Below are 13,566 nucleotides of genomic sequence, written 5' to 3'. Positions count from 1 at the left end.
AACGACCTGTAAGACCTGACAGTAGAAATGCTCAGCCGCTGGGGATAGCTTGAAAACTCGACTACCAACGAAAGGAAGCATCATCATGACAAAAGCTGAGCTTGAAACCTTCGCCCGGGAACAGGTGGTTCTCTTGCAACCCAAAGCGGGCAATACAGAAAAAGCGTCCGGGCAAATAGCCAAGGGAAAGCTTCAGTTTTTTGAGGCCCTGGTGGCCGTCTATGGATCTACGCCGACCCCGGAACAACTCGGCCTGCTGGATGCCGTGAACGATACGATTCAAAAGCTCGGGGCTTTTGGACCCGACGTGACCTTTTTCACCAGGCCCGAGGCTTGTTGCGCTACGTCGTGACGCCTTCGCGAGCAAGCCCGCTCCCACATGGGATTTGTGTCGATCACAAACCCTGTGGGAGCGAGCTCGCGATGAGGTCTTCATAGACGCCGCAGAACTACATTCCTTCCAATTCCGCCATCAAATCATTCAACCGATCCACCTTCTCCTCGGTAATTTCGCTGGCCGCCAGCCCATCGATGTAGTCGGCCAGTTCCTGCACCGTGCTGCATTCGAACATCGCTCGCAGCGGTACGTTGCGTTGCAGGGCCTTTTGCACCCGTGAGGCGATTTGCGTCGCCAGCAGGGAATGGCCGCCCAGTTCGAAGAAGTTATCCCGCACCCCGACCCGCTCGACTTTCAGCACCTGGGCCCAGATGTCTGCCAGGGTCCGTTCCAGTTCATTGCCGGGGGCTTGGTAGTCCTGGCTTTGCAACTGGCCGATCTCCAGGGCCGGCAAGGCCTTGCGATCGAGCTTGCCGTTGGCGTTGAGGGGCAGGCGCTCGAGCCACAGCCAGTGCAGCGGCACCATGTATTCCGGCAGTTCGGTCCGCAGGCGCTGCTTGATGCGCTCCAGGCGCTCGGCGGGTTTCAGCACCGAGTCGGTGGCGACGAGGTAGCCCACCAGATGCCTGCCATTGACGCCCTCCTGCACGGCCACCGCCCCATCGCGCACTTCTGGCTGTTCATGCAAGCGCGCTTCGATTTCCCCCAGCTCGATGCGGTAGCCGCGGATTTTCACCTGATGGTCGATGCGCCCGACGTACTCCAACACCCCATCGCTACGCCGCCGCGCCAGGTCGCCGGTACGGTACAGTCGCTCCCCCGGCGCGCCGAACGGATTCGGCACAAAGACCGAGGCGGTGCGCAACGGATCGCTGACATAACCACGCCCGACCCCGGTGCCCGCCACGCACAACTCACCCACCGCCCCCAGCGGTACCAGGTCCAGCGCGCCGTCGAGCAGGTACAGACGATTGTTGTCGGTGGGCGTGCCAATCGGCAGATACGTACCACGGGTCGAGGCCAGGTCGACCCGGAAGAACGCCACGTCGTCGGAGCATTCCGCCGGGCCGTAGGCGTTGACCAGGCCGATGTCCGGGTAACGCAACAACCACTGGTGCGCCAGTTCCGGCGGCATCGCTTCGCCGGTGGGCAGCATCCAGCGTAAGCCGTCCAGCCCGATGCGTTCCTGGGCGAGCATGCCCTGGATCAGCGACGGCACGCTTTCCAGCACGCTAATGCCCTGCTGCTGTACATGCTCCAGCAGCCCTTGCGGGTTGTGGGCAATGGCGTTGGGCACGATGTCGACCCGGGCACCGAACAACGGCGCGGCGAGGAACTGCCAGACCGAAATATCGAAGCTCTGCGAAGCGGTCTGGGCAATCACATCCGCCTCGCTCAGCGCCAGGTACGGCACTTTGCTGAGTTGGTTGTTGAGCATGCCCCGCTGCTCCACCATCACGCCTTTGGGCAGGCCGGTGGAGCCGGAGGTGTAGATCACGTAGGCGAGGTTATCCGGCCCGCTGTAGACCCCTGGGTTTTCCAGCGAAAGAGCGCTGGCCTGGACGGTTTCCCACACCAGCAACTTTGGCCGCGCGGAGCAGGCAAACTCGTCCAGCAAGGCCTGGGCCTGGGCCTCGCAGGCCTGGGTGCAGACCAGCAACGGCGTGCGACTCAATTCGATGATGCGGCTCAGGCGCTGGCTCGGCAGGCCCGGGTCCAGCGGCAGGTAGCCGGCACCGGCCTTGAAGCTGCCGATGATCATGCCCAGCAACTCGGCATCCCGTTCGGCCAGCAGCGCCACGGGCTGGTCCAGGCCGACACCGGCAGCGATCAGGGCGTGGCCGAGGCGGTTGCTGCGTGCATTCAACTCGGCGTAGCTGTAGCTCGCGTCCAGGCAACTGACCGCAGGGCGGTGCGGATGGGCCGCGACCCGCGCCTCGAACAGCTCGACGTAGCTCTGCTCCAGCGGATAGGCATGCTCGCTCTGGTTGCAGCCCTTGATGAGGAAATCCTGTTCTTGAGCACCGATCAGCGGCAGCTCGCTCATGTCGCCGTGCAAGCCCTCCATCAGCGCCAGCAGCAACCGCTTGAACTCGCCCAGCAGCCCCTGGACGGTGCTTTCATCGAAGTAGCGCTGGTCGTACGAAAGGTGCAGCCCCAGGTCATCGCCCGGATAGCAGACCGCCGTCAGCGGGAAATTGGTGTGGGTCCGGCCCGAGTCCGAAGTGGCGTTGAGGCTTTGGGCGCGGTCCAGCACCGAGACCTCCACCGGCGCATTCTCGAACACGAACAAACTGTCGAACAGCGGCTGGCCCTTGGGCAGTTCGCTGACCTCCTGGATGCTCACCAGCGGCAGGTATTCGTACTCGCGCAGTTGCATGTTGCTGTCCAGCAAATCGCTGAGCCACTGGCGCACGCTGCAGCGCTGATGGTCCTCAGGCATCTGCACGCGCAAGGCGATGCTGTTGATGAACAGCCCCACGGTGCGTTGCATCTGCGGCAGCTCCACCGGGCGCCCGGCCACGGTGACGCCGAACAGCACGTCGCGGTCGCCGCTGACCCGCCGCAGTACCAGGGCCCACGCCGCCTGGGCGAACGTGTTGACCGTCAGTTGCTGAGCCTGTGCCAGCTCCCGCAGCCGCGCACCGTCCCGGGCATCGAGACGGGTGTAGCAGTCGCCGACGATCATGCCGCCACTGTCACCGGCGTGCTCACGCAGGAACGGCCGGTCGCCAGGGATCGGGGTGGTTCGCTCGAAGCCTTGCAGGTTGCGCTGCCACCATTGGCGGGCTTCGGCCAGGCTCTGGTGCTGCAGCCAGCCGATGTAGTCGCGATAGCGCGGTGGCACGGCCAACTGCGGTTCGCGGTTTTCACCCAGGGCGGTGTAGATCTCGAAGAAGTCGTCCATCAGCAGCGAACGGCACCACGCATCGATGAGGATGTGGTGGTTACTCATCATGAACCAGTAGCGTGCCGCGCCGACCCGAATCAGCCGCAGGTGAAACGGCGCCTGGTTCAACAGATCGAAACCGGCCTCGCGCTCGTTCTTGAGCAGGACCTGGAGCTTGGCTTCCTGGGCGTCTTCGGGCACCTCGGACCAGTCGAGATAATCCACCGGCGTGTTGCCCGGCTTGTGGATGATTTGCAGCATGTCTTCGCCGACGTTCCAGCAGAACGACGCGCGCAAGGCTTCATGCCGGGCGATGACCACCTGCCAGGCCTGGGCAAAACGCTGCGGGTCCAGTTCGCTGTTGATGCGATAGCGATCCTGCATGTAGTACAGGCCCGTGCCCGGTTCCAGCAAGGTGTGCAACAGCATGCCTTCCTGCATCGGCGTCAGCGGGTAGACGTCTTCGATCTGCCCGGCCGGCACCGGCAGGCTGTCGAGCTGGCCCTGGGTCAGCTTCGCCAGGGGGAAGTCCGATGGCGTCAAGCCGCCCGCCTCGTCCGTCAGGCAGTGCTCGATCAGGCGTTGCAACTCATCGAGGTAGGCCTCGGCCAGGGTAGCGATAGCCTGACGATCATGCCGTTCACGGCTGAACGTCCAGCGCAGCACCAACTCGCCACCGCTGACCTGGCTGTCGACACTCAGCTCATTGGGCAGCGGCGCCTCGGGATCGTGGATCGCCCCCAACGGCGCATCCAGCGGCTGGAACAGCGCATCCTGACCGAGGGTCTGGTCGAGCTGGCCCAGGTAGTTGAAGGTGATCGCCGCATGCGGCAAGTTGGCCATCGTCTGGCGAGTCGTCGCGTCGGCCAGGTAGCGCAATACGCCATGGCCGAGGCCCTTGTGGGGCACCGCGCGCAATTGTTCCTTGATGGCCTTGATCGACGCTCCGAAGCCTTCGGCCGCTGGGCTCAGGCGTATGGGATAGACGCTGGTGAACCAGCCGACGGTGCGGGTCAGGTCGATGTCGTCGAACAGCGCTTCGCGGCCATGGCCTTCGAGCTGGACCAGGGCCGATGCGTGACCACTCCAGCGGCACAGCACCCGGGCCAGCGCCGTGAGCAGCAGGTCGTTGACCTGGGTGCGATAGGCGCTCGGCGCCTGTTGCAACAGTTGCCGGGTGCGCTCGGCGTCCAGGCGTACGCTGACGGTTTCAGCATGACGTTCCTGCAGCCCGCCCTCGGGATTCACGCACGGCAGCTGCACCTGCGCGCCACTCAACTGCGCTTGCCACCACCCCAGTTCTTCGCGCAGGGATTCGCTGCCGGCGTAAGCCTGCAAACGCGCGGCCCAGTCCCGCAATGGGCTGGTCTTGGCCGACAGTTGTACTTCCTGCCCGGTGGTGAGCTGGCGGTAGACGGTTTGCAGATCGTCCATCAGCACCCGCCACGACACACCGTCGACCACCAGGTGATGGATGACGATCAGCAACCGTTGCTGGCCATCGGGTAACTGCGCCAGCACTGCGCGCAGCAATGGCCCGGTTGATAGATTGAAACGGCTCTGCGTCTCGGCAAACAACGCTTCGCAATCCTGCGCGGTGTCCACGGACACGTGCCGCAACAGCGCCGCGTCAGACAACGACTGATGCTCGGCCCGCCAGTGCCCGGCGCTTTCGTCGAAGCCCAGGCGCAAGGCATCGTGGTGCTGGAAGACGCTGCGCAGTGCCTGCTCCAGCGGTTGCGGCGCCAGGGCCGTGGTCGGCGCCAGCACCAGCGCCTGGTTCCAGTGGTGCTGGTTGGGGATCCGGCGCTCGAAGAACCAGTGCTGGATCGGCGTCAGCCCGGACTCACCCTGCAACAGGCCCTGCTCGGCAAGCACCTGCTGGCTGCGCGTGGCGACCGCGGCCAGGGTCTGCACGGTCTGGTGCTGGAACAAGTCCCGGGGAGTGAAATGAATGCCCTGCTGCCGGGCGCGGCTGACCACCTGGATGGACAGGATCGAATCGCCGCCCAGCTCGAAGAAGTTATCGTTGAGGCCCACTTGCCCGACGTTCAGCACGTCGCACCAGATCGCCGCCAGGGTCTGCTCCAGGGCATTGCTCGGCGCCACGTAGTGTTGGCGATTGAGTTCGGGATCGGGCAGCGGCAAGGCGCGGCGGTCGAGCTTGCCGTTGGCGGTCAGCGGCATGCTCGCCAGCAGGATCAGGTGCGTGGGCACCATGTAATCCGGCAACTGTGCCTTGAGGTGGTTTTTCAAGGCTTCGCGCAGGGTCGCTTGTTGCTCGCCGCCCTGTTCGGCGACCTCGGTCACCAGGTAACCCGCCAGTTGCTTGCCCCCCGGCGTGTCGAGGGCCAGTACCACGGCCTCGCGCACCGCGTCATGTTCCAGCAGGCGGGTTTCGATTTCCCCCAGTTCGATGCGGAAGCCGCGGATTTTCACCTGATGGTCGATCCGCCCCAGGTATTCCACCAGACCGTCGGCACCCTGGCGCACCAGGTCGCCGGTGCGATACAGGCGTCCGCCCTCGGTGGCGAACGGGTCGGCGACGAAACGCTCGGCGGTCATCCCCGGACGCTGGTGATACCCCTGGGCCAGACCGGCGCCGCCGACATACAACTCACCTGTGGCACCTTGGGGCACCAACGCCAGGTCGGCGTCGAGGATGTACGCCACGCGGGCGCCAATCACGCTGCCAATCGGCACACTGGCCGCGCCCTCTTCCAGTCGCTCCGGAGCCAGGCTCGCCAACGGCATGACCACGGTTTCGGTCGGACCATAGGCGTTGAAGAACAGGCTTGGGTTGAACGCCGCGCGAATGCGCTGCAAATGCTCGCCCGTCAGGGCTTCGCCGCCGGTGATGCACATGCGCACCGGCAAGGTCTGGCCCTGGGTCGCCAGCCACTGCGCCAACTGGCTACCGTAACTGGGCGTGAAGCCAAGGATGTTGATGCGATGCTGGCGAATCAGCCCGCAGATTTCCTCGGCGTCCCATTGGCCCTGGGCCCGCAGCACCACGTGGGCGCCACTGAGCAATGGCACCAGCAGGCGTTCGGTGGCGGCGTCGAAGTTGATGGAATAGAAATGCAGCTCGCAATCGTCCGGGCGCATGCCGAAACGCTGGATCACCGCCTGGCAATGCATGGCGATTTCACCGTGGGACACCACCACACCCTTGGGCTTGCCGGTGGAGCCGGAGGTGTAGATCAGGTACGCCTGCTGTTGCGGCAGGTTGATCAGCGGCAGCGGCTGATCCGGGTATTGGGCCAGGGTCGCCGAATCATCTTCCAGGCACCAGCAGCCCACGCCCTCGGGTAACGCACCGAGGGCCTGGAACATCGCCCGGTCACTGAGCAGCAGGCTGACGCCGCTGTCCTCGATCATGTAGCTCAAGCGGTCCAGCGGGTATTCCGGGTCCAGCGGCACGTAGGCACCGCCGGCCTTGAGGATCGCCAGCAGGCCGATGACCATTTCCAGCGAACGCTCCAGGGCCAGGCCGACCCGCACCTGCGGCCCGACGCCTCGCTCGCGCAGCATCCAGGCCAGGCGATTGGCGCGGCTGTCCAGTTGCGCATACGTCAGGGTCTGCCCGGCGAACGTCAGCGCCGGTGCGTCGGGACGCATCCGCGCCTGTTCGTCGAACAGTGCGTGGAGGCATTGGTCCAGGCGATGCTCACCGGGCTCGACGCCCAGGCTGTCGAGCAGCTGTTGCTGCTCGCGGGTGTCCAGCAACGGCAGTTCGCTCAGGCGTCGGGCCGGATCGACCAGCAACGCTTCCAACAGATTGCGCCAGTGCCCAGCCATGCGCGCGATGCGCGGCTCGTCGAACAGGTCGGTGCTGTAGGTCAAACAGCAACCCAGGCGCTGATCCAGGTCGGTGACTTCCAGGTTGAGGTCGAACTTGGTGGCCCGGGCGTCATTGACCAGGTATTCCACCGTCATGCCGGCCAGCGTGCGGCTCTGCTGGAACTCCCAGCGCTGCACGTTGCACATCACCTGGAACAGCGGGTTGTACGCCGCACTGCGCGGCGGTTGCAGGGCTTCCACCAGATGATCGAACGGCAAATCCTGGTGGGACTGGCCTTCGATGACGGTGTGGCGCACCTGTTCGAACAGTTCGCCCACCGACATCTGCCCGTCGAGCTGGCAACGCAACACCTGGGTATTGAGGAACGCGCCGATCAGCCCTTCGCTTTCCGGACGGATGCGGTTCGCCACCGGCGCGCCGATGCGCAGGTCGGTCTGGCCACTGTAGCGATAGAGCAACACGGCCAGGGCCGCGGTCATGGTCATGAACAGGGTCAGGCCCTGTTGCGCGTTGAAGGCACGGACCCGCGCCGCCAAATCATCGTTGAGGTCGAAACGGAACAATTCACCGCGATGACTTTGCACCGATGGACGCGGACGGTCACCGGGCAGTTCCAGCAGCGGGTGTTCGCGGCCCAGTTGCGCGGTCCAATAGTCGAGTTGTCGCTGACGCTCGCCGGACTCCAGCCACTGACGCTGCCAGACGCTGTAGTCCAGGTACTGCACCGGCAACGGTTCCAGAGGCGATTCACGATCGTCGATAAAGGCTTCGTACAGCGCGCTCAGTTCACGGGCGAAAATGTCCATCGCCCAGCCTTCGGTGACGATGTGGTGCAGCGTCAGCACAAAGTAATGCTCATGCTCGGCGGTCTTGACCAGGCAGGCCCGCAGCAGCGGCCCGGTTTCCAGGTCGAAGGGCTGGTGGGCTTCGCTGTCCGCCAGTTGCTGCACCCGCTGCTGGCGGACGTCGGCGGCCAGCCTCGAGAAGTCCTTCCAGTCCATGCACAGGCCCGTCTCGCCGTGCACCTGCTGGCGAGCCACGCCGTCGATGCTCGGGAACGTGGTGCGCAGGGTTTCGTGGCGCAGGATCAACGCCTGCAAGGCCGCCTCGAAGCGGCCGACATCCAACACCCCGCGCAAGCGCGCCATGCCACCGACGTTGTAGGCCGGGCTGTCCGGCTCCATCTGCCAGAGAAACCACATGCGCTGCTGGGAATAGGACAGCGGCACTGGTTGGCTGCGGTCGACCTTCTCGATGGGCGGCTGGCGGTTGGTCTGGCCGCTGGCCTGGATCAAGCGCACTTGTTCAGCGAAGGCTCCCAACTCACTGGCCTCGAACAAAGTGCGCAGCGGCAGCTCGACGTCACAGGTTTGGCGGGTGCGGGAAATGATCTGGGTCGCCAGCAGCGAATGGCCGCCGAGGGCAAAGAAATCGTCCCGCAGGCCGATGCGCGCAAGGCCCAGCACGTCGCGCCAGATCCCAGCGATTTGTTGCTCCAGGGCGCTGGCCGGCTCGACGTGCTCGCGCACCTGCCACTGCGGTTCGGGCAAGGCACGGCGGTCGAGCTTGCCGCTCGGGCCCAGGGGCATGGTCTCCAGACGCAGCAGTTGGGTGGGCACCATGTAGTCGGGCAGCTCGGCGGCCAGGGCGGTTTTGAGTCGAATGTTCAACGCGTCCTGGTCCTGAGCGACATCCGGGGCGGTGTAATAGCCGATCAACTGCGGGCCGGCCGAGGTGTCGCGCACCAACACCGCCACTTGGGCGACGCCGTCCTGGGCCAATAGGCGCGCTTCGACTTCCTGCGGCTCGACCCGGAAACCGCGCAGCTTGACCTGCTGGTCGAGGCGGCCGAGGTACTCGATCACGCCGTCGGCGTTCCAACGCGCGCGGTCGCCGGTACGGTACAACCGCGCACCGGCCGGCCCCAATGGGTCGACGACGAAACGCTCGGCGCTCAGGCCCGGACGGCCGAGGTAACCCCGGGCCAGGCCCAGGCCGCCGATGCACAGCTCGCCGGGCACACCGGCCGGCACGAGATTGAGCTCGCTGTCGAGTACCCGGCACAGGACGTTGCCCAGGGGACGGCCGATCGGCGAGCGCTCGCCATCGGCCTCGGTGCAATGCCAATGGGTGACGTTAATCGCGGTTTCGGTCGGGCCGTAGCGGTTGTGCAGTTGCACCGCCGGCAGTTGCGCCAACACCCGGTTGCGCAGTTCGGCGGGCAAGGCTTCGCCACCAGAGAACAACCGACGCAGGCTGCTGCAACGGGCGCTCAGGGGCTCATCGACAAACAGGCTGAGCAACGGCGGTACGAAGTGCAACGTGGTCACGCCAAACTGCCGCACCAACTGGGCGATGCGGTGCGGGTCACGGTGCTCTCCGGGGCCAGCCAATACCAGTTGGCTGCCGCTGATCAGTGGCCAAAAGCACTCCCAGACCGACACGTCAAAACTGATCGGCGCTTTTTGCATCAGCACATCACTGGCATCCAGCCCGTAGGTCGCTTGCATCCATTGCAGGCGCTCGGCCAGGGCCGCGTGAGTATTGCCGACGCCTTTGGGCTGGCCGGTGGAGCCGGAGGTGTAGATCACGTAGGCCAGGTGGTCGCCGTGCAGGTGCAAGCCCGGCGGATTGCTCGGCCATTGCTCCAGGTGCAGGGCGTCCATGGCGATGACACTGACACCGTCGCAAGCCGGCAAACGCTCGAGCAGCGCGGTTTGGGTCAGCAGCAAGTCGACGCCACTGTCGTGGAGCATGTAGGCCAGGCGTTCGGCCGGGTAGTCCGCATCCAGCGGCACATAGGCACCGCCGGCCTTGATGATGGCCAGCACACCGATGAGCAACTGCGGCGAACGCTCGGCGGCAATCGCCACGCACACGTCCGGGCCAACGCCCTTGTCCCGCAGGTAATGGGCCAGGCGATTGGCCTGGGCGTGCAGCTCGGCATAATCGACTTGACCACCGTCCCAGCGCAACGCAGTGCGTTGCGGCGTGCAGCGGGCCTGTTCGTTCAACAGCTCCGGCAGCCATTGGCTGGCCGGCGCGCACGGGGCCGCGCTCCATTGCTGCTGTTGGCTGTGTTCATCGGCGCCCAATAACGGCACATCGCCGATGGCTTGCTGAGGATCGGCACAGACCGCCCGCAGCAGGTTGCAATAATGCGCCGCCAGCCGCTCGATGGTTGCCGCCTCGAACAGTTCGTCGGCGTAGTCGAACGACAACGTCAGCCGGCCGTTGCGATCTTCTTCGCTGTGCAGTTGCAGGTCGAACTTGGCTTCGCGGCTGTGCCACGGCAACTCCTCGGCCAGCAACCCCGGCAGGCGCCGCAAGGCACTCAAGTCACGCTGCTGGTGGTTGAACATCACCTGGAACAGGCCTTGTTCACGCGCTTCGGGAAACGCTTCGAGCAATTGTTCGAACGGCAAGTCCTGGTGGGCCTGGGCACCGAGCGTGGCTTCCCGGGCCTGGGCCAGCAGCGCAGCGAATGGCTGACGTGAATCGACCTGCCCACGCAGCACCTGGGTGTTGATGAAGAAGCCGATCAGGCCCTGGGTTTCCAGGCGCGGACGGTTGGCGTTGGGCACGCCGATGCGAATGTCGGATTGGCCGGTGTAACGCTGCAACAGCGCCTGGAAGGCTGCCAGCAACAGCATGAACGGCGTTGCGTCGTGAGCCTGGGCCACTTGGCGCAAGGTATCGCCGAGGCCCTTGTCCAGGCGCAGGCTATGCCGTGCGGCACTGCGCTGGCGTTGAGCGCTGCGCGGGTGATCCGTGCCCAGCACCAGGGCCGAATGTTCCGCGCCCAGTTGCTGCTTCCAGTAGCTCAGTTGGTGCTCGGCCTCGCCCTGGGCGAGCCACTGGCGCTGCCAACTGCCGTAGTCGGCGTATTGCAAGGGCAACGGCGCCAGACCGGCGACCTGGTCTTGGGATGCAGCGGCGTACAGCCGGGAAAACTCTTCGACCAACACGTTCATCGACCAGCCGTCGGCGATGATGTGGTGCAGGGTCACCAGCAGCTGATGGTCATCCTCGTCGAGACGCAACAGGCTGACCCGCAGCAGCGGCCCCTTCTCCAGATCGAACGGCGTGGCCGCTTCGTCTTCTCGAACCTGCCGCGCCCGGGCTTCGCGCGAGTCGGCAGGCAGGTCGCCAAGGTCGATGACACGCAGCTTGAATTCACCGGCCGGATCGACCTGTTGCAGGGCCACGCCATCCCGCTCCAGGAACCGCGTGCGCAGGGACTCATGACGCTCGATCAATTGCTGGAAGCTGGTGCGCAACGCGTCTTCGTCCAGCTCGCCGCGCAGGTGCAAGGCGCCGGGAATGTTGTAGGCATGGCTCGCCGGATCGAGCTGCCAGGTAATCCACAAACGGTTCTGGGCCAGGGATTGCGGCAACGCATCGTCGCGCGACAATGCGCTGATCGCGCCTTGAGGCTGGCCGCCGTCCTGTTGCTGGTTCGCCACCGCTGTGGCGAACGCAACCAGGGTCGGGGCTTCGAACAGCAGGCGCAGGTTCAACTCCAGCCCCAGGGTTTCCCGTAGCCGTGCGATCACCTGGGTGGCGGCGATGGAGTTGCCGCCCAGCAGAAAGAAATGATCGTCAGCCTGGACGTGTTCGACCTGCAGCTGCTCCCGCCAGATTTGGCCGATGAGCGTTTGCAGCTCGGATGACGGCGCAGATTCGTCAGCGACTTCTGCCTCGGCTGACGGGAACTGTGCATAACTGTCCAAGCTGCCGTCGGCCAATCGACTGCGGCACGCCGAGCGTTGCAACTTGCCGCTGGAGGTCTTGGGCAACGCGCCGGGATTGAGCAGCACCACCACGCTCGGGGCTTGCTGGCAGGCCTCGGCCACGGTCTGGCGAATGGCTTTGATCAAGGCTTCGGGCGGGAGGATTTTCTGCACGCTGCGGCTGATTTCCGCAGCGATGCCGATGCCTTCCTCGCCGTTATCGTTGACCGCGAACGCGGCCACGCGGCCCCTGCGCACCACCTCCACTTCGCGCTCGATGGTTTGCTCGATGTCCTGGGGATAGAGGTTATGCCCGCGCACGATCAGCAGGTCTTTCAGGCGACCGGTGATGAACAGCTCGCCACCGCGCAGGAAACCCAAGTCACCGGTACGCAGCCAGGTCCGCCCGTCGTGCTGGACAAAGGTCTTGGCGCTGGCTTCAGGGTTGCGCCAGTAGCCCAATGCGATGCTCGGGCCGGCGGCCCAGACTTCACCGACCTGATGGTCGGCCAACGGCTGCAACGTGGCGGGCTCGACGATCAGCACCGCGTGTCCGGGCTGGTTGACACCACAACTCATCACCGCACTGCCCTGCCCCGGCTCGGCACGGTTTTGCGCCAGGGCCGCATCGTCCACCCGCAGCGAAGGAATGCCGTGGCGGCGTGGCGTGCCGGCGACGAACAGCGTCGCTTCGGCCAGGCCGTAAGAGGCCATGAAATTGTCCGGCGTGAAGCCGCACGGGGCGAACTTCTCGGCAAACCGCTCCAGCGTGTCGAGGCGGATCGGCTCGGAACCGGAATAGGCCACGCGCCAGCCGCTCAGGTCGAGACGCTGCAGGGCCGAATCACTGACCCGTTCGCTGCACAGCCGGTAGGCGAAGTCCGGGCCACCGCTGATGGTGCCGCCGTACTCACTGATCGCTTCGAGCCAGCGCAGGGGTCGGGCCAGGAAGTAGGCCGGCGACATCAATACGCAGGGGACGCCGCTGAACACCGGCTGCAACAAGCCGCCAATCAGCCCCATGTCGTGGTACAGCGGCAGCCAGCTGACGATGACGTCATCGGGGTTCAGGTCGATGCCGAAGCCATGACGGATCAGCAGTTCGTTGGCCACCAGGTTGCCGTGGCTGACCTGCACGCCCTTGGGCAACGCGGTGGAGCCGGAGGTGTATTGCAGGAAAGCAATGTCGTCGTCCTGCAGCGTCGGCATCCGCCATTGCCCGGCGTGGGCCGGGTCGAGGGTATCGACGCACAACACCGGCGGTGCCGATTCGATGGCTTGCAATGGCTCGCGCAGATCGCTGCTGGTGAGCAACAGGCGCGGTTCGGCGTCTTTGAGGATCGACAGCAAACGCTCCTGATGGTGGCGACGGGCGGACTCCGGCGGATAGGCCGGCACGGCAATCACCCCGGCGTAGAGGCAGCCAAAGAACGCCGCGACATAATCCGGGCCGCTGGGGAACAGCAGCACGGCGCGATCACCCAGCGCGGCCTCGGCCTGCAAAGCGCCGGCGATGATCCGGGCGCGCAGGTCCAGGTCGCGATAACTCAACACCACACCCTGCCCAGGGGTGTCGGCGAGGAAGCGCAGGGCCACCCGGTCCGGCGTCAACGCGGCGCGGCGCTGGAGGGCATGAGCCAGGGTGATGGGGAGTTCGAACGCGTCGGTCATGGGGGGTTCCTGCCTGGATTCGGCTTGCAAGTTGTCACCCATGGGAACGGATAGTCCCGACAAATAATTAGTCGAGGAGCCTACTCACCGAAGCAGCGCACCGAAGCATCCGACGGCCACGCGTCGCGGC

General features: G+C 65.1%; 2 protein-coding genes. One reads left to right on the top strand and one right to left on the bottom strand.

What is annotated here, in order from left to right; genetic code table 11:
• Positions 1-85: 85 nt before the first annotated feature.
• Positions 86-352, top strand: coding sequence for a hypothetical protein (locus QMK47_RS09790; RefSeq protein ID WP_024619516.1), 267 nt, complete (start codon positions 86-88; stop codon positions 350-352).
• A 97-nt stretch (positions 353-449) separates the two neighbouring features.
• Here the strand turns inward: QMK47_RS09790 and QMK47_RS09785 are convergent, their stop codons facing one another.
• Positions 450-13,436, bottom strand: a complete 12,987-nt coding sequence (locus QMK47_RS09785; protein WP_320390094.1) for a non-ribosomal peptide synthetase — start codon at positions 13,434-13,436, stop codon at positions 450-452.
• Positions 13,437-13,566: the final 130 nt, after the last annotated feature.

The sequence above is a fragment of the Pseudomonas sp. P9_35 genome, assembly GCF_034008205.1.
Taxonomy (GTDB): Bacteria; Pseudomonadota; Gammaproteobacteria; order Pseudomonadales; family Pseudomonadaceae; genus Aquipseudomonas; species Aquipseudomonas kilonensis.
Note: the sequence above shows the minus strand (reverse complement) of the source record. Positions and strands in the feature narration are given on the sequence as shown.